Here is a 26,930-nt window from a genome sequence, read left to right on the forward strand (position 1 = left end):
AGCTCTTAAGCGGTAGCTGGAGCGCTGCCAGTCGCAGGGCCGGGGGTACCAGCGGAATTACCAAACTGAGTTGCTGGTGGTGCTTTAGGTGCTCGTGGCGGGCGACCTTCCATGATGTCAGTGATTTGTTCTGCATCAATGGTTTCCCATTCGAGCAAAGCAGCAACCATTGCCTCCACCTTGTCTCGATTTTCCTCCAAGATGGATCGTGCTAAGGCATATTGACTGTCAATTAAGGTGCGAATCTCGGCATCCACTTTTTGCTGAGTGAGCTCAGAAACTGTTTTGGTGCTGTTACGACCAAAAATACTTTCGGATTCAGTATCAACATAAACCATCGTACCCAAGCTATCGCTCATGCCATAACGAGTGACCATATCGCGAGCCATCTTCGTAGCTCGCTCAAAATCATTCGATGCACCAGTACTCATAGAATGCAAGAACACCTCTTCAGCAGCACGGCCACCAAACAAAATAGCCAACTCTTCCATCATGCGATCTTTATACAAGTTCACGCGATCAAACTCAGGCAACTGCCAAGTAACGCCCAAAGCCATGCCTCGGGGCATGATGGTAACTTTATGAACAGGATCAGCCTTAGGTAAAACCTTAGCAACTACAGCATGACCAGACTCGTGATATGCGGTGTTTCGACGCTCTTCTTCGCGCATTACGGCCGACTTGCGCTCAGGACCCATATAGATCTTGTCTTTTGCGTCTTCAAAGTCCTTCATATCAACTGCACGCTTATTACGACGCGCTGCAAATAGTGCAGACTCATTTACTAAGTTCGCCAAATCTGCCCCTGAGAAGCCTGGAGTGCCGCGAGCCAAAACAGCAGCGTTTACGTCAGGATCAATGGGGACCTTGCGCATATGCACTTGCAAAATTTGCTCACGACCACGAATGTCTGGTAAACCTACGTGAACTTGTCTGTCGAAACGCCCTGGACGCAATAAAGCTTTATCAAGAACATCAGATCGGTTTGTGGCAGCAACTACGATCACGCCGCTATTACTTTCAAAACCATCCATCTCAACCAGCATTTGGTTTAGCGTTTGTTCGCGTTCGTCATTACCGCCGCCCATACCAGCGCCACGATGACGACCAACAGCATCAATCTCATCAATAAAGATGATGCAGGGGGAGTTTTTCTTGGCGTTTTCAAACATGTCGCGAACACGCGATGCTCCAACACCAACAAACATCTCAACGAAGTCTGAACCTGAAATTGAGAAGAAGGGAACCTTGGCCTCGCCTGCAATAGCGCGGGCCAAAAGGGTCTTACCAGTACCCGGAGGCCCTACAAGTAATACACCATGTGGAATGCGGCCACCAAGCTTTTGGAATTTTTGTGGGTCCTTTAAGAAATCGACAATCTCAAAGACCTCTTCTTTTGCTTCATCACAACCAGCCACATCAGCGAATGTCACCGTGTTGCTATTTTCATCAATCAAACGCGCTTTAGATTTACCAAATGAGAATGCACCACCCTTACCGCCACCTTGCATTTGGCGCATCATGAAAAACCAAAAGCCAATAATTAATAAGGTAGGGCCAAGATAATACAAAGCAGAAACCAACATATTCGGTTCGTCATCCGCCTTACCGGTAACCTGAACCCCATACTTCATGAGGTCGCCAACCATCCAGATATAACCCGGAGAGATGATGGAGTATTTATTACCATCAGCAGGCGTTACTTGCAATGTGCGACCTTGTACATCCACACGCTTTACTTTGCCGGCTTTAGCATCATCCATGAATTGGGAATACGTGACCTGAGTTTGGTCCTTAGGCTTATCAAACTGCTTAAAAACAGTAAAAAGCACCAAGCCCACTATGAGCCACACACCGATTTTTTGGAACATATTGCTGTTCAAAATGAGTCCTTTTCTGGATTGATCCAGGAGTTAAAGCGATTTGCTTCCTAAGTATTTGATTCTACTACCACCCTTTTTCAAGGGCTAATGGCATATTTATTTAATAAACCCCCTATATTTCAGGGTTATTAGGCAAATTTAGTGTCTCAGTAAATGATTATTTTGAAGATTTCAGGTTTCTTCCTAACAGGAAGATCTCAGAGGACTTTGCCCTTGATGCTTTGGGTTTGCGGGAGGCCACTGTTTTAAAGACCTTTTTAAAAGATTCTACGATTTGGCTGTAACCACTTCCGTTAAAACACTTTATTAAAAGAGCGCCTTCAGGCCTCAAGTGGGCGGTTGCGAAGTCCAGGGCTATTTCTGCCAAAAAAGCCATTCTGGCAGCATCAGCCACACCAACCCCAGAAAGGTTTGGCGCCATGTCCGATAAAACCAAATCAACTTTGCCTTCAGCACTCATCGGTAGCAACGCCTCTAAAGCGGCAAGCCCCTCATCCTCTCTAAAGTCACCTTGAATAAAGCTCACATCTGCTATGTCTTCCATTGGCAAAATATCGATGGCGATAATTTGCCCATCCGGTTTGCCAGACTCAATTTTAGGATTGCTTTTACCAAGTTCAGTAAGGCGATTGCGAACGTACTGAGACCAACTTCCAGGAGCGCTCCCTAAGTCCACAATAGTCATACCAGCCTTGATGAGATGATCTTGCTCGTCAATTTCACTGAGCTTGTAGACCGCTCTTGCACGATAGCCCTCTTTTTGAGCCATCTTTACATAGGGATCCGTTAGATGATCCTGTAACCAACTTTTATTAAATTTATTCTTTGCCACAACTTACCCACTTTCGCCCTCTATTTTCCTGGTTTCTGAGCTCTAAAGCAAAAGGAATCGATCAAAATGCTGGCAAATTCAAGCTAAAAGGGCAATTTTGACCCTCAATGCTCTATCATCGACCCTATGACTGCACTAACTATCACCCCAGCACAACGTAAATCCCTCAAAGCTGACGCTCACGACTTAAGTCCTGTTGTCATGATTGGTGGCGACGGACTAACCCCTGCTGTAATCAAAGAGGCCAAATTAGCCATCAATCATCATGGCCTAATCAAGGTCCGCGTTTTTGGTGATGAGCGCGAAGCTCGTATTGCCATCTATGAAGAGCTTTGCGACAAACTTGATGCTGCTCCAGTTCAACATATCGGCAAATTGCTCGTGTTGTGGAAACCAAAAGATATGGTGGATGAAGCTTTTAGCAATCTAGGTAGATCAAGCAAGCAAACCAAAAAATCATTGCAAGCTCCCCGCACAAAACGTCAACCAAATCGTGCTCCAGTAAAAGCTGGTGTTCGTACAAGCACCTCCGAAAGATCGGATCGACGTTCTGCCTCAAATGCAGCACCATTTGCACGTGCTGCCGCAGTGAAATCTGCAACACCTAAGAAGCGGGTTTTACGCTCTGAAGCGGCGGAATCAAAAATTGGCTGGTCTTCTCCCGGCTACAGAAAAGCAGTTGCTGCACCAGCACCAATTAAGAAACGTAAAGTCAGAATGAGCAGCACAAAGAAAAAATCACTTGGCTCTTAATTCAAGCAAGTGAGATACAAAAAACGCCGCTAGTCGGCGTTTTTTGTTGCCCGCCAAACCAAGGCTAGACCGAGTACCGACTGAATCATGAAGATTGCGCTAGAAACACCATGTAGGCGAGCAAATATTGCAGCATTAGTAGACTCGCGAACCGACAAGCCTAAATAGAGCGCTTGATCTCTCAACGAATCCATCCAAGGAATGATGATAAATGCAGCTCCAACTGCGCATGCGAGCATTCCTAATAAAATCCAACGAATGATACGGTAATGCTCGTCACCCTGTCTTACTAGGTGATTTGCCATCACCATTAGAAATGCGCTTAAGGCAACGCCGATATAAGCAGTGGTTTTGAAGAGATTTGCTGCAACCAAGCCGGCAACCTGCCTGTCTCCTAAACTAGAGAACAGCACAGGCACAACTAAAAATCCAATGGTGATGAAACTACCAACCCAGAGACCTGAAATCAGGCTAAATATTCTCTGGGAGCGGATCTGCTGCATTAGAGGTATCGCACGGCCAAGATTTCAACTTCGCGATTTCCGCCTGGGGCTTGTACAGCAACAACGTCACCCTCTTCTTTGCCAATTAAAGCACGGGCAATCGGTGAGCTGATGGAGATTTTCTGAACGGCGATATCAGCCTCATCATCCCCAACAATTTGATACGTGAGCTTAGTGCCATCTTCTAAATCCTCAAGATCAACAGTAGCTCCAAATACTATGCGACCAGCAACATCCAAAGTAGCGGGGTCAATAATTTGAGCTGCCGATAACTTGCCCTCTAACTCTTGAATGCGGCCTTCAATGAAGCCTTGCTTTTCTTTGGCAGCATCGTATTCGGCATTCTCAGAAAGGTCGCCTTGAGCGCGAGCTTCGGAGATAGCATTAATAACTGAAGGACGTTCTACGTGTTTAAGACGGTGCAGCTCTTCTTTAAGAAGCTCTGCACCGCGCTTGGTGATCGGAATTGTGCTCATGAAGCTAACCTAACTTAAATTCTTGCGCTAAATCACGCGTGTAAAGGTTAATTTTAGATTAAATGAGCTCCCGATGTAAGTTTTGCAAGGAATAAACCTCGAGTGAGTCGAGTCGGCCATTTTCAGAAGCCAGTAAACCATCCATTACCGCACGCGCCGCGCTAATGGTCGTGTAATACGTCACGCCGTTAGCTTGTGCGCTTGTACGAATCGATCTAGAGTCAGCTATCGCTGTCCGAGTCTCATCAACAGTAGTAAAGACTAGTGAAATCTCGCCATTTTTAATGAAATCAACGATATGTGGACGCCCATCTTTAACTTTATTAACCACTTTTACCGGCAAGCCAGCCGCTTCAATTGCCGCGGCAGTACCTTTAGTGGCAACCATCGGGAAGCCCAGCTGATGCAATAACTTAGCAACCTCAACCGCCTTTGGCTTATCACTATCCTTGACGGTCAACAGAACTGTTCCACTTTTTGGCAATTTGATTCCAGCACCGAGTTGAGATTTGAACAAAGCCTCACCAAAAGTCTTGCCAACACCCATCACTTCACCAGTGGAGCGCATTTCTGGTCCGAGAATTGGATCAATACCTGGGAATTTATTAAACGGAAATACAGCCTCCTTGACTGAGAAGTATGGCGGTTTCACTTCAGTCTTAATACCCTGCTGCTCTAGAGTCTGACCAACCATACAACGTGCAGCAATCTTCGCCAACTGCAGACCGGTGGCCTTTGATACAAACGGTACGGTACGTGAAGCGCGTGGATTTACTTCCAAAACATAGATAACGTCTTTGCCATCTACATTCTGAATCGCAAACTGGACGTTCATTAAACCAACAACATTCAGTCCTTTAGCCATCGCTGCAGTTTGGCGTTTAATCTCTTCCACCGTTGCATCGGATAACGAATATGGAGGTAATGAGCAGGCTGAGTCGCCAGAGTGAACACCGGCTTGCTCGATATGCTCCATGACGCCACCGATAAATACAGCTTTGCCATCGCTAATGCAATCCACGTCACACTCAATCGCGTCATTCAGGAAGCGATCGAGTAGCACAGGAGAATCATGAGATACCTTAACGGCCTCACGCATGTAGCGCTCTAGGTCTCGCCCATCATGAACGATTTCCATAGCGCGACCACCCAAGACATAGGAAGGGCGAACCACTAATGGATAACCAATTTCTTCGGCGAGCTTGAGAGCCTCCTCTTCAGTACGAGCTGTACGATTGGGTGGCTGACGTAAGCCGAGATCCTGCAATAGCTTTTGGAAGCGTTCGCGGTCTTCTGCTGCATCAATCATGTCTGGTGAAGTGCCGATAATGGGCACGCCATTACGTTCCAGATCTAAAGCCAATTTCAGAGGAGTTTGACCGCCGTATTGAACAATGACGCCCTTTGGCTTCTCTTTGGCAACAATTTCTAATACATCTTCAAGAGTCAGCGGCTCAAAGTAAAGACGATCTGATGTGTCATAGTCAGTAGAAACGGTTTCAGGATTGCAGTTGACCATGATAGTTTCGTAACCATCATCACGCATTGCTAAGGCAGCATGCACACAGCAATAGTCAAACTCAATCCCTTGACCAATTCGGTTAGGACCACCGCCCAAAACCATGATTTTCTCTTTATTGGTTGGTTGTGATTCGCACTCACCATGCTCTGCTTCATATGTTGAATATAAATAAGCAGTATTAGTCGAAAATTCAGCCGCGCAGGTATCTACACGCTTATAGACAGGGACAACTTTTAAACGATGGCGTGCAGCACGAACAGATGCAGCATCAACTTTTAATAATTTTGCCAAGCGGCGATCTGAGAAACCTTTTTGCTTTACAAAACGCAACTCGGGTGCAGTTAGGCTATCGATCTTGCGCTGCTTAAGCTCAGTCTCTATGGTGATAAGTTCTTCAATTTGCTCTAAGAACCAAGGGTCTACTTTTGTTTCAGAGTAAATCTCATCAAGCCCCATCCCCATTCGGAATGCATCAGCCAAATACCAAATACGATCAGGTCCTGGTTCATTTATTTCATTGATGATGTCATCAAGGTCTGTGGATACTTCATCTAAGCCGTCAACACCAACCTCAAGGCCACGAAGTGCTTTCTGGAAGGACTCTTGAAAAGTGCGGCCAATAGCCATGACTTCACCAACCGACTTCATCTGCGTTGTTAAACGAGAATCAGCCTGTGGGAACTTCTCAAATGCGAAGCGTGGAATCTTGGTAACCACGTAATCGATTGAAGGCTCAAATGATGCCGGTGTGGCACCACCGGTAATGTCATTCTTGAGTTCATCAAGGGTATAGCCCACGGCCAATTTAGCCGCAATTTTTGCAATTGGGAAGCCTGTGGCCTTTGAAGCCAAAGCTGATGAGCGGGATACCCGCGGATTCATCTCAATGACGATCATGCGTCCATCAACTGGATTAATTGAGAACTGAACATTAGACCCACCGGTATCAACGCCAATCTCTCTCAGAACAGCAATCGATGCATTACGCATGATTTGATATTCTTTATCCGTCAACGTTTGCGCAGGCGCTACGGTAATTGAGTCACCGGTATGCACACCCATTGGATCCAAGTTTTCAATTGAACAAACGATGATGCAGTTGTCATTGCGATCGCGCACGACTTCCATCTCGAATTCTTTCCAGCCCAAGAGAGACTCTTCGATTAAGAGCTCACGTGTTGGTGATAAATCGAGACCACGTTTACAAATTTCTTCAAATTCTTCACGGTTATAGGCAATACCACCACCCGATCCGCCCATGGTGAATGATGGACGAATGACCACTGGGAAACCTGAGCTGCCAGTTTGCTTCTGAATTTGCTGCTGAACCTCATGCGCCTCATCCATTGAGTGCGCAATGCCTGACTTCGCAGAGCCTAGGCCAATTTTGGTCATAGCCTCTTTAAACTTTTGGCGATCTTCTGCTTTATCAATTGCCTCTGGTGAGGCCCCAATCAATTCGCAACCGTACTTCTCTAAAACACCATGACGGTGCAGATCTAATGCGCAGTTCAGTGCGGTCTGGCCACCCATGGTTGGCAATATCGCATCAGGCTTTTCAGTAGCAATAATGCGCTCAACCACTTCCCAAGTAATCGGCTCAATGTACGTTACATCGGCCATCTCTGGGTCAGTCATGATGGTTGCAGGATTACTGTTTACCAAAATAACTTTGTAGCCTTCGTCACGCAATGCTTTACAAGCTTGCGCTCCAGAATAGTCAAACTCACAGGCCTGTCCAATCACAATTGGACCCGCACCAATAATCAGGATGCTCTTAATGTCGCTACGCTTAGGCATTATTTGCCCTCCTTCTTGGCAGCATTCATTAGCTCCACAAAACGATCAAATAAATAGGCAATGTCATGAGGACCTGGTGAAGCCTCAGGATGCCCCTGGAAACAGAGTGCTGGCCTGTCATTCCATGCCAAACCTTGCAAGGATCCATCAAATAAAGAAACATGGGTTACACGAATATTGCTTGGCAACGTATTAGCATCAACCGCAAAACCATGATTCTGTGAGGTGATGGCAACACGTCCTGTATCTAAATCTTTCACAGGATGATTGGCGCCATGATGGCCAAATTTCATCTTAAGTGTCTTTGCGCCTGCTGCAAGACCCATAATTTGATGACCCAAACAGATGCCAAAAGTAGGTACGCCCTTTTCAATGATTTCTTTTGCAGCAGCAATGGCGTAGTCACATGGACCAGGATCGCCAGGGCCATTTGAGAAGAACACGCCATCAGGATTCATAGCCAGAACTTCTGCTGCACTAGTTTGTGCTGGAACAACTGTTAATTGACAGCCACGCTCAGTCAGCATGCGCAAGATATTGCGCTTCACGCCAAAGTCGTAAGCAACTACCTTTTTAACTGGCTTACTGGTATCCAATGTTCTGTAGGCAGGCTTGCCATTTGGACCATGAAGATCCCATTCAGCCTCGCGCCACTCATAGGCTTTCTTAGTAGTTACTACCTTCGCAAGATCTAAGCCTGACATGCCAGGAAAAGCCTTAGCAAGTTCTAGAGCCTTAGCGCCTAAAGATTCATGGCTATCACCTAATTTGCCAGCAACAATGGCGCCCGATTGCGCACCCTTGTCACGCAGAATTCTGGTGAGCTTGCGTGTATCGATGCCAGAAATCCCTAAAACACCTGCTTTGGTAAGGTAGTCATCCAAAGAGCCTTCTGAACGGAAGTTGGATACCCGTTTTGGGAGATCCTTCACTACCAAGCCTGCCGCATGAATCTGATCTGATTCCGCATCTTGAGCATTTATACCGACATTACCGATGTGTGGATAGGTTAAGGTAACAATTTGGCGTGAGTAGCTGGGATCAGTAATGATCTCTTGATATCCAGTCAACGCAGTATTGAAAACGACTTCGCCAGTAGTTTCGCCAGGGGCGCCAATGCTAAAACCGGGAAATAATGTGCCGTCGGCTAAGGCCAACACGGCTGGGGGAAAAGAAGGAAGCAAGGGTGACAAACCATCTCCAGTCCCTGCTCCATCCGACGCTCAAAACCCCAAAAAAGACTAGCCCGGGGATGTTTTTGCGGGTGGTGAGTGTCTTTAAGCGCTAGGGTATATATTAAGTTTCGAACCCTGTAATCATAACATTTTTGCTCGTAAACCCTTGGATATACGGTCGAATGGGGGCTGGAAGGTAAAAAGCTCCTCTAGCCTAATGGCTGGAGGAGCAATTTATCCCAAAATCGGTGTTTTAAGCCTTGGCGCTTTGCTCAATGATGGTCTTAATTTGAGCTAAAACAGATTGGTCATCCATCGTGCTGATATCACCGGGATCACGCCCTTCCGCTACAGCCTGAAGTGCTCGACGAACAATCTTGCCTGAACGCGTCTTTGGTAACGCAGTAACTATATAAACCCGTCCGGGACGTGCAATCGCCCCTAACGTGGTATCTACAGTCTTCATGCACTCCGCTTCCAGGGTGGCAGTATTGGAGGCATCTTTTGGAATCACAAAGGCAATCGCAGCCTGCCCCTTTAACTTATCTTCAATGCCAACCACGGCAACCTCTGAAACATTCGGATGACTAGAGATACTTTCCTCAATCTCGCGAGTACCAAGGCGATGTCCAGCTACGTTAATCACGTCATCCGTACGACCCAAGATGAAGAAGTAGCCATCCTTGTCTTTGATGCCCCAGTCAAAGGTGGAGTAAATCAATTTGCCCGGGATCGTCTCCCAATAAGTACTAATAAAACGTTTGTCATCACCCCAAACGGTTTGCATACAACCTGGGGGCAATGGCCCTTCAATAGCAATTACACCCTTCTGATCTGGGCCCAACTCTTCAGAGGTAGCATCGTCGAGCAACTTCATGTTGTAACCAAATGATGGCACACCTGGCGAACCAAATTTATGCGGCATGACTTCTATACCACGCTGAATAGCCAACATTGGCCAACCTGTTTCTGTCTGCCAATAGTTATCCACAATTGGCTTATTTATTGCACCATGAATCCAGCTGGCAGTTGGCTCATCTAATGGCTCGCCAGCCAAGAACAGAGCGCGCAATTTAGATAGATCGTACTTTGTTAAGAAAGCGGGGTCTTGTTTCTTCAGAACACGAACTGCTGTTGGTGCAGAGAACATCACGGATACTTTGTACTTATCTACCAGCTCCCACCAAATGCCCGCATCAGGACGCAAGGGGGTGCCCTCGTACATGATCGTAGCCATACCAGATAGTAATGGTGCATAAATGATGTAGCTGTGTCCGACAACCCAACCAATATCGGATGTGCAGAACATGGTCTCACCAGCATTGCCGGTAAAAATATGTTTCATTGAAGCGGCGAGAGCAACTGCATAGCCACCCGTGTCTCGCTGCACCCCTTTTGGTTTACCAGTTGTACCGGAGGTGTACAAAATATAAGACGGATGAGTTGCATCAACCCATTCAATAGGCACTACATCATTTAAATGCTTTTGGCGTTCGCTTGCGTAATCCAAATCACGTCCAGCGACGGTGGTGAATTCAGTCAAACCACGATTCACAATCAAAACCTTCTCAGGCTTGTATTCAGCCAGAGTAATTGCTTCATCAAGCAATGGCTTGTAAGGAACTGCTTTGCCACCACGGGCACCTGCTTCTGCAGTGACGATAAGCTTTGGTTTTGCATCATCAATACGAGATGCCAAGCTGTGGGATGCAAAGCCACCAAATACAACAGAGTGAATAGCGCCAATGCGGGTGCACGCCAACATAGCAAAAACAAGCTTCAGCAATCATTGGCATGTAAATGAGTACACGATCACCCTTTTTAACGCCTGCCGCTTTGTAGATTGCTGCCATACGATTCACTTCTTCGTATAACTCTTTAAAGGTATATGCCTTCTCTTGATTGGTTTCTGTAGAAACCGCAACCAAGGCAATTTGATCTGGACGATCTTTTAAGTGACGGTCAACTGCGTTGTAGCAAAGATTCGTTGAGCCACCCTCAAACCATTTAGCAAATGGAGGGTTGTCGTAATTGAGGACTTTGTTAAAAGGTTTTTCCCAATGTATTAACTGCGCTTGCTCACCCCAAAATCCATCTGGGTCTTTAATTGAACGTTCGTGGTGTGCTTTGTAGGACATGGTCAACCTGATCTCTTAAAAAGTTACTCAAATTACTGGCTCTTGCTCACCCCTTTACTAGCGTTGCTGCTGGCTGAGGCAGGTGAACTACCATTTTTCGCAGATTTTGCAAGCCCTGTCGATGCGGATTTATGCTGAGATGCAGCATTTTTTCCAGAAGAATTACCCTTAGAGGTGCCCTTATCTCCTGTTTTGGTGTTGCTGGGTGCTACACATTTACTTGATTTAGTCCCTTTTGCACCCTTTGCTGGTTTGGGGCATTTAGGCGCAGGTGGAGCTGGCTTTTCTAAGCTGAGGCTAGCATTTTCAGCCATAGCAGTTGAAACATCGCCCGGTCTACGACTGGTTTTGGGAATCAGCACGGTAGAGCCCGCACGTATACGCATTCCCCTTGGAATACCGTTGACCTCGCGCAGAGTATCTACATCCACACCCAATGTTTTAGCAGCCTGATCAACACTTTCTGTTTTAGATACTTGAACCGCAGTCCACGACGAAAGAGGTTTAGGGTATAGCTTGAGGTTATCTTGAAAGATCTCAGCATGCGCAAACGGCAAAAGAATTTGCTGGTTAGCATTACTCAAAATAACCGGCTTATTAAAAGACGGATTCAGGCTATGGAATTCATCCGCTGGTATTTCGGCTAATTTAATAACCAGGGCAACGTCGATATCGCTACCCACATCAACTGCAACAAAATAGGGGTGATTTTCTAACTCAGGAAGCACAATGCCATATGCCTGTGGATCCAACACAATTTGACGATACGCCATTAATTTAGGAACGTAATTTCTAGTTTCGCGCGGTAAGGTCAAGCTCTCATAATCTATAGGCAAGCCTGCAGCGGCATTACGCTTTTGCGCTTTCGTAATGTTGCCGGCACCCCAGTTATAAGCTGCAAGCGCTAATTCCCAACTCCCAAATTGATTATTCAAACGTTGCAAGTAATCTAAAGCCGCATCCGTAGACTGGACAACATCTCGACGCTCATCCCTAAATACGTTTTGCGTGAGTCGAAAGTCTTTGCCAGTAGCTGGCATAAATTGCCATAGACCCACAGCCTTTGCATTTGACTTTGCATTGGTTACAAAAGCACTTTCAACAAATGGAAGAAGTGCAATTTCGGTAGGCATATTGCGCGCATTCACTTCCTGAACAATGTAAAACAAATACCGTGAAGAACGCGTCATCGAGCGATTCACATAGTCCGGTCTTGCCGCCAGCCAGCGAACCTGTTCAATCTCTAGGGGGGAATTCATGGGCTCCATTTGAAAGCCATCACGAATGCGTATCCACAGGTTGTCAGAAGGCGCATAAACCTTGCTAACGGATTGATTTTTGAGGTTAACCCTTGCGACCCTGGAAGCCTTTGAATTCGCTTTAGTTGGCGTATCGGAAGACCAATCGCCAGTGCTAGCGCAACCACTCAACAAAGCAGTAATCACCACTACTGCATACATCATTCGCATTAGAAGCGATCTTTCCAGCCGCGAATGACTGCCAATGCATGTGCAGGCGTTGGCAATGATGTCTGGCCTGAAACCTCTTTAGCCATTGCAATGACTTCGGCTTGATCGCAACGCATGAAAGGATTTACCTGGAGTTCTTGCCCAATAGTCGTTGGCAGTGTTGGCAAACCTTGCTCTCGCAGAGATTTAGCCTGCTCTGCCCATGAAAGTAGATTGAGGTTGTTAGGCTCTACCGCTAAAGCAAAACGAATATTCGATAAGGTGTACTCATGGGTGCAATAAACCAAAGTATTTTTTGGCAGTGCGGCAAACTTAGCCAGCGACTCCGTCATTTGAGTTGGTGTCCCCTCGAATAATCTTCCGCAGCCAGAGGCAAATAAGGTATCACCACAAAAAAGCATTGGTTCAACAACATTTGCTTGCATGTTTGCAAAATAAGCAATGTGACTTAAGGTATGCCCAGGAACTTCGAGAACTTTCAAGCTAATGCGTGGGGAGGCAATTTCAAATTTATCGTCCTGCATTACGACATTGGTACGGCCTGGAATATTGTCACCAACTGGGCCATAAACAGGTAGATCCGCACCCAAGCTTTGTAATAAATTAAGAATGCCGCCTGTGTGATCAGCATGATGATGGGTTATGAGAATGCCCTTGAGGGTCAAATGATTAGAGCTCAGGTACTCCAAAACTGGTGCTGAATCACCAGGATCGACCACTAAAGCAGAGCTGCCATCGTGAATACACCAGATATAGTTATCATCAAAAGCCGGAATGGGCCAAACCTGCAATAAAGTATTCTTATCCATAGACCGATGATACCAACCCCACCCATACCCTCTCAGACACTTGCACCTCCCTGGAGCTCATGGGAAAAATGGCTCCAATCCCCTCCAGGACGCTATGTCCTAGCCTGGGAGCAACGGTGTTTTGACCAAATTGTTACCGATGTCTTTGGCTTTCATGCGCTGCAAATAGGTCTACCCCAGATTAACGCGCTAGGTGAAAATCGTATGCCTCTGCATGCCATCCTCATTCACTCTAACGATAGCCGCTCTCAAGCAAGTAATTACAACTGGCATTTAATTCAAGGTGACTCCACAGACCTCCCCTTTGCCAGTGACAGCCTAGATCTGATTGTGCTGCCGCATGTTTTAGAATTTGCTACAGACCCCCATCAAATATTGCGGGAGGTCGATCGAGTGCTTCGACCCGAAGGTCGTTTAATTATTTCCGGCTTCAACCCAGCAAGCCTCTGGGGTGCCAGACAATATCTGAGCAGATTGGTAGGTACTCCCTACCTGCCTAGAGATGGTCAATTTATTAGCCTCATCCGCATAAAAGATTGGCTGGAGTTGCTTAACTTTTCGCTAGACCGCGGTCACTTTGGTTGCTATAAACTTCCCTTGCAAGGCGAAGCGGTTATGGGCAAGATGAATTTTCTTGAAAAAATGGGGAACCGATGGTGGCCCATATTTGGGGCTGTTTTTTTAGTTTCAGCTATTAAACGCCAACAAGGAATACGCCTCATTGGCCCGGCATCACTTGTCCGCATACCAGCCATTAAGCAGCTAAGTCCTGCCGCCGAGAGAAGCAATCTGCAAAAAAGCCTCAAAAACGAGAATTCCAAGTAAATTATTGCCATGCCGCATTCGAAATCCCATCCTCAGCACCCTCACATCGTGATTTACACGGATGGCGCCTGTAAAGGCAATCCTGGGCCTGGAGGCTGGGGGGCTGTTTTGCGATCAGGCGGCCATGAAAAGCATATTCATGGCGGTGAAAAGCTCACAACCAACAACCGCATGGAAATATGTGCCGTTATTTTTGCCCTAAAAGCACTCAAACAACGCAGTACCGTTGAGCTATGGACGGACTCTCAATATGTCCAGAAAGGGGTTACGGAATGGCTTGAGGGCTGGAAAAAGCGAGGTTGGAAAACCGCCAGCAAGGATCCAGTGAAGAATGCGGATCTCTGGCAAGAGCTTGATACCCTGCTCCCCGGGCATCAGATCTCCTGGCACTGGGTTAGGGGACACAATGGACACCCTGGAAATGAGTTGGCCGACCAGCTAGCCAATAAGGGTGTTGAGGAGTTTTTGCCATAGGGCAAATGCATCTCAAGAGCCTCCTTTTCAGCCATCTTATGAGAGAATGACCTTGCTCTAAATGGCTTAGAAGCAGCATTAAACAAACATAAAATCAAGAAAAACGAGACTGTGTCAAAAATAGAATCCTCACTCGACAAGGCTGTTGTCAAACTCGTGCAATACAAAAGCAGCGGCAAAGCCCGCTTATGCGCACTTTGGCAACAACACTCTCCTCGATTAAATCAACTTAAGCAGCTGGACTACCTAACCGTTAAATCATTTGTAGTGAAATTCAAATGGCGCATCTTATTGGTGCTGATTATTCTCTATGCGTGCACTAAGACTTACGATTATTTCTTCCCCGCCTCTGAAAAATCAGGTGGTCCGGTAACCATTACCTCTGTTGTAGTAGAGAAGAAAGATGTTCCTCTCATCATCGAGGCCACTGGCACGATCGTATCGAACAGTATTGTTGATATTCGTCCAATGGTTACCAATACCGTAGCTAAGATTGAAGTTAAAGATGGTCAAGAAGTCAAGGCCGGCGATTTGCTGTTTACTTTAGATGACCGCAACGACAAGGCTAACTATGAAAAGCTTAAAGCCCTTGCCGATGATGCCCAAAAGCAATACCTCAGAGCCAAGGAGCTTGTTGCGAAGAACTTTATCTCAAAAGCAGCCTTAGAGACTACCTTAGCCAACGCCAAGTCTGCACAAGCAGCCGCCCGTTCCGCAGAAGTGCAGCTATCCTTTGATTACATCAAGTCACCTATTGACGGTCGCGCTGGAATTGTGAATGTGTTTCCGGGTTCACTAGTTCAAGCCAGCAACATTGTTTCAACTGCGACCAGCTCTACCGCCACTTCAAGCGTAGGCTCTATGGTCACCATTACCCAATTGAACCCAATTAATGTTCAGTTTGTTGTTCCTGAAAAGGATATCCCCATCATGCTTGAGAATCAGCTTGATGGAGAAGCAATGACCGTCAAAGTTGTAGTTGGCGATAGTGGTAAAAAGACATACGAAGGAAAAGTCTTGGTGATTGATAACCAAGTAGATCCATCGATCGCAGCAGTCCGCGTTAAAGCCCAGATTCCCAATGATGACAAAACCTTATTGCCCGGTCAGTTTGCTCGCGTATCATTAGTTGCAAACACTTTAAAGGATGCTTTGGCAATTCCTTCGCAGGCTGTAGTTATTAATGCCCGCGGGAAAATGGTTTATGTCGTTGATAAGGATGGCAAAGCTGTGGCCAAACCGATCAAAGTGGTTTATGAATATCTAGGCTCAACCGTTGTAACCGGTATTGATGCTGGTGATCGAGTGGTGGTGGAGGGTAAGCAAAACTTGCGCCCTGGTGGCAAAGTTCGGGAAGCGAAGAATCCATCACCTGCAGCCCCAGCAAGCTCGACCCCTCCAGCAACTCCTTCAGTCCAAGATAAGAAATGACACTTTCCGAATTATGTATTCGGCGTCCAGTAATGACGGTATTGCTCTCTGTAGCTACCGTTATAGCTGGCGCAGTTGCTTACGTCAAAATTCCGGTAGCCGCACTACCAAGTTTTAATACTCCCGTTATTTCTGTGAGCGCCTCCTTGCCAGGAGCCTCTCCAGAAAATATGGCGTCTGCAGTTGCACTCCCTCTCGAAAAAGAATTTTCGACGATTGACGGCATTAACGTCATCAGCTCGACCAACTCTTTAGGCAGCACCAGCATTACCCTCGAATTTAATAACGACAGGGACATTGATAAAGCAGCCGTGGATGTGCAGGCTGCGTTGCTACGAGCGCAAAAGCGGCTACCAATTGAAATGACAGTGCCGCCCTCCTATCGCAAAATTAACCCGGCAGATACACCGGTATTGGTTGTGCGTATGAGCTCACCTTCAATCAGCCTTTCAGATATCAATCAGTACGCAGAAAATCTTGTTTCACCAAATTTATCCACAATTAGCGGCGTGGCTCAGGTATTGGTTTATGGGGCAAAACGCTACGCCGTTCGCGTTCGCGTTCATCCAGATGCGCTAGCCAATCGAAACCTGACTGTTGACGACATTGCCTTAGCCATAAATAAAGCAAACTCTAATAGCCCAGTGGGAGTATTGGATGGACCACGTCAAGCAATCACCATCTACGCTAACCCTCAGCTAGTAAGACCTGAAGAGTTTGCTAATTTGATTGTGAGCCAAAAGAATGGTTTGCCAATTTATTTAAAAGATGTGGCTGATGTTGTTGAAAGCTATGAGGATGTCAAAACGCTTGCTAGCTCTAATGGCGAACGATCGATTGCAGTAGCAGTTCTAAGACAACCAAGCGCCAATACAGTTGAAGTGGTGCGGTCGGTAAAAGATTTATTGCCTCAGCTGCAAAAGCAAATGCCTGAGTCAATCAAACTACAACTCTTAAATGATCGCTCCCTTTCCATTATTGAAGCGATTCATGACGTTAATTTCACGCTCGCGTTGACAGTCTTGCTGGTAATCCTAGTGATCTTCCTCTTCTTAAAACATATATCAGCCACTGTAATTCCATCCATTAGCCTTCCAATCTCGCTGATTGGCGCATTTTTCCTGCTGTATTTCATGGGCTATAGCCTAGATAATATTTCGCTCCTTGGTATCACCCTGGCCGTTGGTCTGGTGGTGGACGATGCCATTGTGGTTCTGGAAAATATCATGCGTTATGTTGAGCAAGGTATGGATCCGCTCAAGGCCTCACTCAAAGGAAGTAAAGAAGTTGGCTTCACCATCATCTCCATCTCTATCTCCTTGGTAGCTGTATTTATTCCACTCTTCTTTATGGCTGGGCCAATCGGCCTTCTCTTTAGAGAATTTGCTGTGGTGGTTTCTCTATCTATTTTGGTCTCTGCGGTTGTATCCCTAACCGTGGTGCCAATGCTCTGTAGTCGCTTCCTTCCAAAACCGGGGCAGCATGCTAAAGAGTATGCAATTAATAAAAGGTTTGACCGTGTCTTTGATTGGATGCTCAAAACCTATATTCACTACCTAGATCTAGCCCTGAAAAATCGTAAAGTGGTTTTATGGGGAGCTCTTTCCACATTTGTAATTACGATTGCGCTCTTCATCAGTAGCCCTAAAGGCTTCTTCCCGGAAGAAGATATCGGCCAAATTCTGGCCACTACAGAAGCTTCCGAAGACATCTCCTTCAGAGCCATGCTTGCCTTGCAGGACCAAGCTGCTGAATTGGTTAACTCTGATCCCAATGTGGCCAGCTCTATCTCCGTGATTGGCGGTGGCGCCAGCTCAGGTTACAACACCGGCAGGATATTTATTATTCTTAAGCCCAAAAGCGATCGCGCCAAAATGGCGAAGATCATGGAAGGCTTGCGCACCAAGTTTAAAGAGATACCAGGTCTTCAAGTCTATATGCGCCCCGTGCAGAACTTACAGCTTGGTGGCAAGAGCAGCAAGAGTCGCTATCAATTTACACTTCAAAGCGTAGGCTTTGAAGGCGTAAATGAGTGGTCAGATAAATTAATGCAAAAAATGCGCGCTGATCCGATGTTTAGAGATGTAACAAGCGACTCTCAAATGAAGGGTTTGAACGTCAAAATTGATATTGATCGTGAAAAAGCTGCAAGCGCTGGCGTTAGCATTGCTGATATCCGATCAGCCCTTTACTCCACCTATGGAGAAAAGCAGGTTTCAACCATTTACACCCCGGTAAATACCTATTACGTCATTCTTGAGGGCGCAGTTGAAGATCGTCAATATGAGTCTGATCTCAATAAAATCTTCGTGCGAGGACGGGCAACAGATAAGCTCATCCCGCTATCAAGCCTTGCTAGCTTTACGCGCACTGTTGGCCCAACAGCAGTAAACCATCAAGGCCAAATTCCCGCAGTTACCCTGTCGTTTAACTTGGCTCCAGATATCTTTCTGGGTGATGCGACTAAGCAAATTGAATCTTTCACTAAAGCCATAGATCTACCATCCTCAATCATTACCAGCTACGGTGGTGATGCGGCTGTATTTAAAAGCAATCAATCTGGCCAGCTGATCTTGATTCTTTCAGCGCTAGGAGTTATATACATTCTGCTTGGCGTTCTCTATGAGAGCTATATCCACCCGCTCACGATTTTGGCTGGCTTACCATCTGCAGCGATTGGCGCAATATTAGCCTTGCGTATATTTGGTTTTGAACTGACTATTGTTGCTTCTATTGGTATTTTGCTTTTGATTGGTATCGTTAAGAAGAATGCAATTCTGATGATCGACTTTGCCCTAGATGCTCAACGTAATCAGGGAATGACTCCAGAGAAGGCCATTCGTGAGGCTTGCATCTTGCGATTCCGACCCATCATGATGACTACGTTTGCAGCGCTGATGGGCGCTATTCCGATTGCCTTTGGCTTAGGTGCTGGAGCTGAATTACGCCAGCCGCTGGGCATTAGCGTTGCTGGCGGTCTGATTTTTTCTCAGTTCGTAACATTGATCATTACACCCGTGATTTATCTCTATCTGGATAAATATGCCGGTAACGGTCCGATGGATATTCCACCTGCTGTTCTAGAGGGTGCCTAATGCGTCAAGTTATTCTCGATACCGAAACTACTGGCCTTAATCCAGCTACCGGCGACCGCATTATTGAAATTGGTTGCGTTGAGATGGTGGGTCGTCGTCTTACCGATAGAACTTTCCACTACTACATTAATCCTGAACGCGATATTGATGCCGGTGCCTTTGCAGTCCACGGACTTTCTAGAGAGTTTTTATCTGATAAACCAATCTTTGCAAACATTGTTGAGCAGTTAATTGAGTTTGTAGATGGCGCTGAAATTGTGATTCATAACGCAGCCTTCGATCTGGGATTCTTGGATAACGAGTTTGCCCTTCTAAAGCGCCCCCCATTCAGAAATTTAGCCGCCAAAATTACCGACACCCTGCTCGACGCACGTCAAATGTTCCCCGGAAAGCGCAATTCATTAGATGCGCTGTGTGAACGCTTTTCAATTAGCAATAAACACCGTACTTTGCACGGCGCGCTGTTAGATGCCCAGTTACTAGCTGAAGTTTACGTATCGATGACTAGGGGTCAAGAAGACCTTTCTATTGATCTGATTGACTACACAGTGGGAGCAGACTCTACTGGCCATACCAAGGCATTGCCAACGAATCTGATGGTGCTTTCAGCCTCCGATGATGATCTACAAAGTCATGAAAAAATCTTGGCAGAAATTGCCAAGACATGTAAAAAGGACCCCGTTTGGAGCCCTTTAAATGCTGCTGCCTAATTAGTGGTTTAGTAGTTAGATTGCTGCGGCAATCGCCTTACCTAAATCATCCGTCTTAGCAGTGCCACCTAAATCAGGTGTCAAAGGTGCATGTCCTGGACCCGATGCTAATACCTTCTCAATCGCACTAAATATTGCTTTGCCAGCCTCGGGATAACCAAGGTGATCTAACATCATCGCCCCACTCCAGATCTGACCAATCGGGTTGGCGATCATTTTGCCGAAGATATCAGGCGCTGATCCGTGAACAGGCTCAAACAAGGAAGGGAATTTACCCTCAGGATTGATGCTGCCGGATGGCGCAACAGCAATTGTGCCGGTACATGCGGGACCCAAGTCAGAGAGAATATCTCCAAATAAATTGCTCGCTACGACAACGTCAAACCGATCTGGATTCATGACGAAGTGAGCCGCCAAAATATCAATGTGATACTTATCGGCCCTTACGTCGGCAAATTTCTTAGACATTGCTTCAACACGCTCATCCCAATAAGGCATGGTGATAGCAATACCATTTGATTTGGTTGCCGAAGTTAAATGCTTCTTAGGACGGCTTTGAGCTAAGTCAAATGCAAATTGCAAAATTCGGTCAACGCCCTGTCTAGTGAAAACAGATTCTTGAATCACGATCTCACGATCGGTATCCGGGAACATCTTGCCACCAACGCTGGAGTATTCACCCTCGGTATTCTCACGCACAACAAAGAAATCGATGTCACCAGGCTTGCGATTGGCTAACGGGCATGGCACTCCTGGTAATAAACGTACTGGACGCAAATTGACATACTGATCAAAGCCGCGGCGGAATTGAATTAAGCTTCCCCATAATGAAACATGGTCAGGCAGGATGTCAGGCATGCCAACTGCACCGAAGAAGATCGCATCGTACTTCATGAGAGTGTCGAACCAATCATCCGGCATCATCTTGCCATGCTTGAGGTAATAATCACAGCTAGCAAAATCAAAATGATCAAACTGCATACCGAGATTAAATTTACGATTAGCCGCTTCTAGAGCGCGTACGCCCTCTGGCATCACTTCTTTACCAATACCATCTCCAGGAATAACGGCAATCTTGGGATTCTTAAATATTTTCTTTGCGTTCATAAATAATGTGTCTCGTTTTATTTTGTTGAAGATGAATTTTACAAATAACTAGCTAATGGCGCGACGAATTTCATCCGGCGCCTTCTTACTGCCTTTTTCAACCGATTCACTATCGTAATCAGTTGTATTTTCGATTGTCTCTGGTGCAGCCTCTAACATCCGAATATTGTCCTTGGGGCAGATTGGCGCTCCATAACTCGCCCACTTCTTGAGCAGAGTCACCTCGTAGCCACATTGACCGCATTTAGCCTTACTTCGACTGGCATTGCTAGGCCTTGGAGGCGGGAAAACAATCGCTTGATGGGGATATGGGCCTAGTTCCTGACTAATCATCATCAGTTTCACAGTGAGCTCCTCGGTGGCATGAGCCAGTCTTGCTGGGCCTTCCAAGCCTACCGTTTGAGCAATACCCTTGAAATCTTCACCATGGCCGCTAAAACAATCATCCACTGCATGGCAGAGCTCGTGAACCAGGGTGTCTAAGAGCTGAACAGGTTCATCCAACTTAGGGGATATAAATATCTCATTTACGCCACCGCCTGAGCGTTCGCGGGGCCAGCATTGGCCTAGAGTTGTTCTAGGGCTACTAGAGGCGGGAAAGCCGCATGAAACCCTGACGGGAGGGATGGCATAACCTGCTTTTGAAAAGACTGGTTCTAGATGCCTTACGGCGTCTTCTAGCCACGCCTCACGTACTGTATGTTGCTTCATTTAACTTCTCTTCTATCGAAATCTAGGACAAAAACCATCAATTGCGATCATACGCCACCATAAGTAGAATGAGACCATGAAAGATCTAGAAAGCCTCAGCGCCACCCAAGCCATCAAAGCCCTCTCAAAGAGGGAAATAAAAGCAACTGATTTACTCCTCTCCTGTCTAGACCGCATAGGGCAAAAAGAGAGCGTTGTTAAGGCCTGGGCAAGCCTAGGGAAGGAAAACGCCCTATCTCGCGCCAAACAGCTTGATAAGGGGGCATTTCAGGGCCTATTACATGGCCTTCCAATTGGGGCTAAAGATCTTTATGACACTTATGATTTGCCGACCTCATATGGTTCACCTATTTACGCCAATCACTATCCGGTTGCCGATGCTGTAGCGGTTGCCCTAATGCGACAGTCTGGTGCCATTATTTTAGGCAAAACTGTCACAACAGAATTTGCAACATTCAAGAGTGGATTAACCACGAATCCGCATAATCCAAAGCACACCCCGGGTGGCTCCTCTAGTGGCTCTGCAGCTGCAGTAGCTGATTTTATGGTCCCACTTGCAACCGGAAGTCAAACTGCAGGCTCAATCATTCGCCCTGCATCTTTTTGTGGTGTAGTGGGTTTTAAACCCAGTCACGGCAAAGTGAGTATTGCGGGGATTAAAAGTCTTTCGGTAACCTTAGATACCATGGGTTGTTTCGGCAGAACAGTAGAAGATGTGGGGCTCGGCGTAGCGGCTATGAGCGGCGATCATCGACTCGCAAAAATTGAAGTCTTAAATAACAAACCCCGCATCGCCATTTGTAAGACTTCTAGCTGGCCGTTTGCACAAAAGGAAACTGCTACAGCGCTTGCCGTTGCTCGCCATGCTGCAGAGATGATTGCTAAAGGCGCGGTAATTGATCAAAAGCTACCTAAGACGTGTGATGGTCTCACCCAAGCCCAAACGCGCATCATGATTTCTGAAATGTCACGCAGCCTTACTTTTGAACGGGTACATTACGCAAAAAAACTTAGTCCACAACTTTTGATGCAACTCAGTGAAGGTGCTGAAATTAGTTATGAGCAATATGCAAAAGATTTGAGCCTTGCCGATAAGTCAAGGGCGGCTATGGAAGACTTATTTAATAATGAACTTGATATCTTGATCGCCCCAAGTGCAAATGGAGAGGCACCCAACATTAAAGATGGCACGGGAGATCCACTTTTTTCTAGAGCCTGGACTCTTCTAGGTTTGCCCTGCATCAATATCAACGTAAGCATGGGCCCCAATGGGTTGCCAGTAGGCGTGCAACTCATTGCAGGCCCAGGTAAAGATCATTTCTTATTGAGTGCTGCCCGGGCATTTACATTGGCATTGCCCGATCCCAGTTTACGAGATCAGGCTTAGCCAAGCTCTTAATCAAGGGTAATGTTTGCCGCTTTAATTGCTTTAGCCCAGAAAGGTATCTCTTTCTTAACTAGTGCATCTGTTTGGTTTGGCCCCAGGTAACGAAGTTCAACGCCAGCAGCATCAGCACGATCTTTAATTTCAGGCAGCGCCAAACTCTGCTTTACAGAATTGGTGAGCTTAGTCACTACTGGTGCAGGCGTTCCCGCAGGCGCATAGAGCGCAACCCATGACTCCAATTGAAATGATGGTAGACCAGCCTCAGCGGTGGTTGGTACGTTTGGCATACCAGGGTGACGATTTTTACCGGTGACAGCAAGTCCTTTGAGTTTTCCACTCTGGACGTGTTGCATGACTGAGGGTGGCGTACTAATAAATACCTGCACCTGCCCAGCCAAAACATCCTGAATAGCTGGACCAGATCCCTTATATGGAACATGCACCATATCCACGCCGGTAGTTTGCTTAAAGATCTCTGTACCAATATGCGACACAGAACCATTGCCTTGTGAAGCGTAATTTAATTTACCTGGATTAGCCTTTGCATAAGCAATGAATTCCTTCAAATTATTGACTGGAACTGAAGGGTGCACTGCAATGACATTGGTAGAAACCGTTAGCAAGGCAATTGGAGAGAAATCTTTAATGGGGTCCCAAGGGAGCTTATCGAATAAAGCAGGATTACCAACGTGATAACCCGAATAGGAAATCAATAAGGTATAACCATCTGGCTTTGCTTTGGCAACATACTGATAGGCGGTATTACCACTTGCCCCAGGTTTATTATCGACAATCACTGGTTGACCGATCACGCGAGTCAACGGCTCACTTAATAGACGTGCCGAAGTATCAACAAGCCCGCCTGGTGGATTAGGTACTACCAAAGTAATTGGACGATCCGGAAAAGATTCAGCCATAACTAGACATGAAATCCCAAACCCCAAAATTACAAGCGCACTGCGCATCACTGAATATTTTTTCATTACTGTCTCCAACGTATGATTTTTGAGTACTTATCGCTGCCCTACTTTTACATCACCAAATACAGCCTGGGCTTCTCTAGGTAAGCAGCGCCAATAACGTTCATTTGCGGTAACTGTGCCACCCAGAGCTGCTGCAGCTTCCCAGCCCCAACGTGGCTTGTATAGGAATGCTCTTGCTAAAGCTATGAGATCCGCATCACCCGCTTGCAAAATGTCTTCGGCTTGCTGGGGCTCGGTAATGAGTCCAACAGTCATGGTTGGCAAACCAGATTGATCTTTAACGATCTTTGCAAAAGGGACTTGGTAGTTTGGACCTATCGCAATCTTTTGTTTCGGCGAAATCCCACCAGAAGAAATGTGCACAAAATCACAACCCAAGGGTTTAAGTTGTTTTGCAAAATTCGCCGTTTCTTCCGGAGTCCAGCCACCCTCCATCCAATCGCTAGCCGAAATACGTATGCCAAGCACACCTTGATATGCCGCTCTTACGGCAGCAAAGAGCTCTAATGGAAAGCGAATACGATTTTCAAATGAGCCGCCGTATTCATCTGTGCGCTGGTTTGCGATAGGAGATAAAAATTGGTGCAACAAGTAACCATGGGCGCCATGGAGTTCAATCCCATCAATTCCAATTCGCGCAGCACGCTTTGCAGACCCCACAAAATCATCGATCAGCTTTTTTAATTCAGCCTTACTCAATTCATGCGGTAAGCGCTCTCCATCTAGCTGAGGGATTGCTGAAGGAGCCAAGGTTTCCCATCCACCTTGATTCGTTGAAAGCAATTGTCCGCCGTCCCAAGGGGTTGCGCTGGAAGCTTTGCGTCCTGCATGGGCTAGCTGAATAAAAACAGGGACCGCAGGAGCCAATCCACGCGCACGACTTAACTTGTCTTTCAAGGCCGATTCAGTGCGATCATCCCAAAGTCCCAGACATGCAGGCGTAATTCGAGCCTCCGGACTTACTCCGGTAGCCTCAATAATGAAGAGCGCTGCGCCGCTGTTTAGCAAATTACCCCAGTGCATGAGGTGCCAGTCAGTTGCCTCTCCGTTATTGGCTGAATACTGGCACATAGGGGCAACCACAATGCGATTTGCTAGCTTTAAAGGTCCCTGCGGGGAAGTGAGGGTATAGCTCGAAAATAAAAGACTCATAAAATACCTTGAAATGCCCAAAAATAGGTCAAAAATACGAAAATTGCTGTAAAGCGATAGAATACTTAAAAAGCAGAATAAACGAGACAGCGAAGTCGTGCAGGCTATTTGGCCAAGCGACTTTTTTACCAAAAACCTGAAAAGTACTCACAAAAAGAGATTATGAACGCACCTCAAGCCTTTGAATCAAATGAAGATATTGGCCACTTTGTTGGCGGCAACGTAGTTAACCCTAAAGATGGACGCTTTGCCGATGTTTACAACCCAACCAAAGGAACTGTAGCGCGCCGCGTTGCGCTTGCTAGTCGCAAAGAGGTTGATGAAGTAGTAGCCAATGCGCAAACAGCCTTTGTGTCATGGAGTCAAACCTCCCCATTGCGCCGTGCACGCATCATGTTCAAGTATCTTGAATTGTTAAACGCTCATCGCGATGAGCTGGCAGCCATCATTACAGCAGAACATGGCAAGGTGTTTACCGATGCTCAAGGTGAAGTGACGCGTGGTATTGAGATTGTGGAATTTGCTACTGGCATTCCCGAGCTGCTCAAAGGCGACTACACCGAGCAAGTATCGACCGGTATCGATAACTGGGTTATGCGTCAGCCTTTAGGTGTGGTTGCTGGCATCACCCCATTTAATTTCCCAGTCATGGTGCCAATGTGGATGTTCCCTGTTGCGATTGCTTGCGGTAACAGCTTTATCCTCAAACCTAGCCCCACAGACCCTTCCGCTTCATTATTTATGGCTAAGCTCCTCAAGGAGGCTGGCCTACCTGATGGTGTATTCAACGTTGTTCAAGGCGACAAAGAAGCAGTGGATGCCCTAATCGAAAATCCAGATGTTAAAGCGGTTAGTTTTGTGGGCTCCACCCCAATCGCCAATTACATCTATGAGCGTTGCTCTCACTTTGGCAAGCGCTCCCAAGCATTAGGCGGTGCGAAGAACCATATGGTTATCATGCCTGACGCTGATATTGATAAAGCAATTGATGCCTTGGTTGGCGCAGCTTACGGCTCTGCTGGTGAGCGCTGCATGGCGATTTCTGTAGCGGTATTGGTTGGTGATGTTGCAGAGAAGATCATGCCAAAGCTGATCGAGCGCACCAAGACGCTAAAAGTTAAAAACGGTATGGAACTTGATGCTGAAATGGGTCCAATCGTTACTAAAGCAGCTCTTGAGCGCATTACTGGCTACATTGATGCTGGCGTAGCTTCTGGCGCAAAACTCCTTGTTGATGGCCGCGGATTCAAAGTTCCTGGCAACGAAAATGGATTCTTTATCGGCGGTACATTGTTTGATAACGTTACCCCAGATATGAAGATTTACTTAGAAGAAATCTTTGGACCAGTTTTATCTTGCTTGCGTGTCGCTAACTTTACGGACGCACTTAACTTGGTTAACTCTTGCGAATTTGGCAATGGTGTAGCCTGCTTCACAAGCGATGGCAATATTGCGCGTGAATTTGCTCGTCGCGTACAAGTGGGTATGGTTGGCATTAACGTACCTATTCCAGTACCAATGGCCTGGCATGGCTTCGGTGGTTGGAAAAAATCCATCTTTGGCGATATGCATGCATACGGCAAAGAAGGTGTACGTTTCTATACCAAGCAAAAGAGCGTGATGCAACGCTGGCCTGAGAGTATTGCTAAAGGGGCGGAGTTTGTAATGCCTACCTCTAAGTAATATCAGGAAGTC

General features: G+C 46.5%; 20 protein-coding genes and 1 pseudogene. 8 read left to right on the plus strand and 13 right to left on the minus strand.

Features of this window, described 5'->3' with window-relative positions:
• Positions 1 to 5 precede the first annotated feature (5 nt).
• Positions 6 to 1,883 (minus strand): ATP-dependent zinc metalloprotease FtsH, encoded by a 1,878-nt coding sequence (gene ftsH, locus FD963_RS05780; protein ID WP_215361019.1) that lies wholly within the window; start codon positions 1,881 to 1,883, stop codon positions 6 to 8.
• Between the two features lie 157 nt (positions 1,884 to 2,040).
• Positions 2,041 to 2,715, minus strand: coding sequence for an RlmE family RNA methyltransferase (locus tag FD963_RS05785; RefSeq protein ID WP_215361021.1), 675 nt, complete (start codon positions 2,713 to 2,715; stop codon positions 2,041 to 2,043).
• A 126-nt stretch (positions 2,716 to 2,841) separates the two neighbouring features.
• Here FD963_RS05785 and FD963_RS05790 point away from each other — a divergent pair, with 126 nt between their 5' ends.
• Entirely contained in the window at positions 2,842 to 3,468 is a 627-nt protein-coding gene (locus FD963_RS05790; RefSeq protein WP_215361022.1) for a YhbY family RNA-binding protein, read from the plus strand.
• A 29-nt stretch (positions 3,469 to 3,497) separates the two neighbouring features.
• On the opposite strand, the gene FD963_RS05795 is transcribed toward FD963_RS05790, so the two are convergent.
• The 7 genes and pseudogenes from FD963_RS05795 to gloB form a co-directional block, all read right to left on the minus strand.
• Positions 3,498 to 3,971, minus strand: coding sequence for a DUF4149 domain-containing protein (locus FD963_RS05795; protein ID WP_215361023.1), 474 nt, complete (start codon positions 3,969 to 3,971; stop codon positions 3,498 to 3,500).
• A complete protein-coding gene (gene greA / locus FD963_RS05800; RefSeq protein ID WP_215361024.1) occupies positions 3,971 to 4,447 on the minus strand; it encodes a transcription elongation factor GreA in 477 nt (158 codons plus the stop codon). Before greA ends, FD963_RS05795 begins: the two co-directional genes overlap by 1 nt.
• Positions 4,448 to 4,505: 58 nt before the next feature.
• The gene (gene carB / locus FD963_RS05805) at positions 4,506 to 7,769 is read right to left on the minus strand and encodes a carbamoyl-phosphate synthase large subunit (protein ID WP_215361026.1); all 3,264 of its coding nucleotides are present in this window, start codon (positions 7,767 to 7,769) and stop codon (positions 4,506 to 4,508) included.
• On the minus strand, positions 7,769 to 8,953 hold the full coding sequence (gene carA / locus FD963_RS05810; RefSeq protein ID WP_215361028.1) for a glutamine-hydrolyzing carbamoyl-phosphate synthase small subunit: 1,185 nt from the start codon (positions 8,951 to 8,953) through the stop codon (positions 7,769 to 7,771). The genes carB and carA overlap by 1 nt, the downstream gene beginning before the upstream one ends.
• A gap of 244 nt (positions 8,954 to 9,197) precedes the next feature.
• A pseudogene (locus tag FD963_RS05815) lies at positions 9,198 to 11,082 on the minus strand (propionate--CoA ligase).
• 32 nt (positions 11,083 to 11,114) lie between these two features.
• The gene (locus FD963_RS05820; RefSeq protein WP_215361030.1) at positions 11,115 to 12,551 is read right to left on the minus strand and encodes a transglycosylase SLT domain-containing protein; all 1,437 of its coding nucleotides are present in this window, start codon (positions 12,549 to 12,551) and stop codon (positions 11,115 to 11,117) included.
• A complete protein-coding gene (gloB, locus tag FD963_RS05825; protein WP_215361034.1) occupies positions 12,551 to 13,360 on the minus strand; it encodes a hydroxyacylglutathione hydrolase in 810 nt (269 codons plus the stop codon). Before gloB ends, FD963_RS05820 begins: the two co-directional genes overlap by 1 nt.
• A gap of 6 nt (positions 13,361 to 13,366) precedes the next feature.
• On the opposite strand from gloB, the gene FD963_RS05830 reads away from it, so the two are divergent.
• The 5 genes from FD963_RS05830 to dnaQ all read left to right on the plus strand — a co-directional run bounded on the left by FD963_RS05830 (position 13,367) and on the right by dnaQ (position 19,895).
• Positions 13,367 to 14,185, plus strand: coding sequence for a class I SAM-dependent methyltransferase (locus tag FD963_RS05830; protein ID WP_215361035.1), 819 nt, complete (start codon positions 13,367 to 13,369; stop codon positions 14,183 to 14,185).
• A gap of 9 nt (positions 14,186 to 14,194) precedes the next feature.
• Positions 14,195 to 14,659 (plus strand): ribonuclease HI, encoded by a 465-nt coding sequence (gene rnhA, locus FD963_RS05835; protein WP_215361036.1) that lies wholly within the window; start codon positions 14,195 to 14,197, stop codon positions 14,657 to 14,659.
• A gap of 111 nt (positions 14,660 to 14,770) precedes the next feature.
• Positions 14,771 to 16,090, plus strand: a complete 1,320-nt coding sequence (locus tag FD963_RS05840; protein ID WP_215361037.1) for an efflux RND transporter periplasmic adaptor subunit — start codon at positions 14,771 to 14,773, stop codon at positions 16,088 to 16,090.
• Complete coding sequence (locus FD963_RS05845) at positions 16,087 to 19,185, plus strand: efflux RND transporter permease subunit (RefSeq protein WP_215361042.1); 3,099 nt, start codon at positions 16,087 to 16,089, stop codon at positions 19,183 to 19,185. The genes FD963_RS05840 and FD963_RS05845 overlap by 4 nt, the downstream gene beginning before the upstream one ends.
• On the plus strand, positions 19,185 to 19,895 hold the full coding sequence (dnaQ, locus tag FD963_RS05850; RefSeq protein ID WP_215361043.1) for a DNA polymerase III subunit epsilon: 711 nt from the start codon (positions 19,185 to 19,187) through the stop codon (positions 19,893 to 19,895). Before FD963_RS05845 ends, dnaQ begins: the two co-directional genes overlap by 1 nt.
• Before the next feature lie 15 nt (positions 19,896 to 19,910).
• Here the strand turns inward: dnaQ and FD963_RS05855 are convergent, their stop codons facing one another.
• On the minus strand, positions 19,911 to 21,002 hold the full coding sequence (locus FD963_RS05855; protein WP_305848936.1) for a tartrate dehydrogenase: 1,092 nt from the start codon (positions 21,000 to 21,002) through the stop codon (positions 19,911 to 19,913).
• 48 nt (positions 21,003 to 21,050) lie between these two features.
• Positions 21,051 to 21,713: a SprT family zinc-dependent metalloprotease gene (locus tag FD963_RS05860; protein WP_215361045.1), complete on the minus strand. Its 663-nt coding sequence runs from the start codon at positions 21,711 to 21,713 to the stop codon at positions 21,051 to 21,053.
• A gap of 76 nt (positions 21,714 to 21,789) precedes the next feature.
• Between FD963_RS05860 and FD963_RS05865 the strand changes: the two genes are divergently transcribed.
• Entirely contained in the window at positions 21,790 to 23,100 is a 1,311-nt protein-coding gene (locus FD963_RS05865; RefSeq protein WP_215361047.1) for an amidase, read from the plus strand.
• Between the two features lie 8 nt (positions 23,101 to 23,108).
• On the opposite strand, the gene FD963_RS05870 is transcribed toward FD963_RS05865, so the two are convergent.
• Positions 23,109 to 24,017 (minus strand): Bug family tripartite tricarboxylate transporter substrate binding protein, encoded by a 909-nt coding sequence (locus FD963_RS05870; RefSeq protein ID WP_371818500.1) that lies wholly within the window; start codon positions 24,015 to 24,017, stop codon positions 23,109 to 23,111.
• 96 nt (positions 24,018 to 24,113) lie between these two features.
• Positions 24,114 to 25,235, minus strand: coding sequence for an NADH:flavin oxidoreductase/NADH oxidase (locus FD963_RS05875; protein WP_215361050.1), 1,122 nt, complete (start codon positions 25,233 to 25,235; stop codon positions 24,114 to 24,116).
• 162 nt (positions 25,236 to 25,397) lie between these two features.
• On the opposite strand from FD963_RS05875, the gene FD963_RS05880 reads away from it, so the two are divergent.
• Positions 25,398 to 26,918: a CoA-acylating methylmalonate-semialdehyde dehydrogenase gene (locus FD963_RS05880; protein WP_215361051.1), complete on the plus strand. Its 1,521-nt coding sequence runs from the start codon at positions 25,398 to 25,400 to the stop codon at positions 26,916 to 26,918.
• Positions 26,919 to 26,930 lie beyond the last annotated feature (12 nt).

Source organism: Polynucleobacter sp. JS-JIR-II-50 (assembly GCF_018687895.1).
GTDB lineage: Bacteria > Pseudomonadota > Gammaproteobacteria > Burkholderiales > Burkholderiaceae > Polynucleobacter.

Bases quoted from the DNA above. Each gene is read 5' to 3' on its own strand.
- FD963_RS05790 (WP_215361022.1), top strand. From the start codon at position 2,842: ATGACTGCACTAACTATCACCCCAGCACAACGTAAATCCCTCAAAGCT.
- FD963_RS05795 (WP_215361023.1), bottom strand. From the start codon at position 3,971: ATGCAGCAGATCCGCTCCCAGAGAATATTTAGCCTGATTTCAGGTCTC.
- greA (WP_215361024.1), bottom strand. From the start codon at position 4,447: ATGAGCACAATTCCGATCACCAAGCGCGGTGCAGAGCTTCTTAAAGAA.
- carB (WP_215361026.1), bottom strand. From the start codon at position 7,769: ATGCCTAAGCGTAGCGACATTAAGAGCATCCTGATTATTGGTGCGGGT.
- FD963_RS05820 (WP_215361030.1), bottom strand. From the start codon at position 12,551: ATGCGAATGATGTATGCAGTAGTGGTGATTACTGCTTTGTTGAGTGGT.
- gloB (WP_215361034.1), bottom strand. From the start codon at position 13,360: ATGGATAAGAATACTTTATTGCAGGTTTGGCCCATTCCGGCTTTTGAT.
- FD963_RS05830 (WP_215361035.1), top strand. From the start codon at position 13,367: ATGATACCAACCCCACCCATACCCTCTCAGACACTTGCACCTCCCTGG.
- rnhA (WP_215361036.1), top strand. From the start codon at position 14,195: ATGCCGCATTCGAAATCCCATCCTCAGCACCCTCACATCGTGATTTAC.
- FD963_RS05845 (WP_215361042.1), top strand. From the start codon at position 16,087: ATGACACTTTCCGAATTATGTATTCGGCGTCCAGTAATGACGGTATTG.
- dnaQ (WP_215361043.1), top strand. From the start codon at position 19,185: ATGCGTCAAGTTATTCTCGATACCGAAACTACTGGCCTTAATCCAGCT.
- FD963_RS05855 (WP_305848936.1), bottom strand. From the start codon at position 21,002: ATGAACGCAAAGAAAATATTTAAGAATCCCAAGATTGCCGTTATTCCT.
- FD963_RS05860 (WP_215361045.1), bottom strand. From the start codon at position 21,713: ATGAAGCAACATACAGTACGTGAGGCGTGGCTAGAAGACGCCGTAAGG.
- FD963_RS05865 (WP_215361047.1), top strand. From the start codon at position 21,790: ATGAAAGATCTAGAAAGCCTCAGCGCCACCCAAGCCATCAAAGCCCTC.
- FD963_RS05870 (WP_371818500.1), bottom strand. From the start codon at position 24,017: ATGGCTGAATCTTTTCCGGATCGTCCAATTACTTTGGTAGTACCTAAT.
- FD963_RS05875 (WP_215361050.1), bottom strand. From the start codon at position 25,235: ATGAGTCTTTTATTTTCGAGCTATACCCTCACTTCCCCGCAGGGACCT.
- FD963_RS05880 (WP_215361051.1), top strand. From the start codon at position 25,398: ATGAACGCACCTCAAGCCTTTGAATCAAATGAAGATATTGGCCACTTT.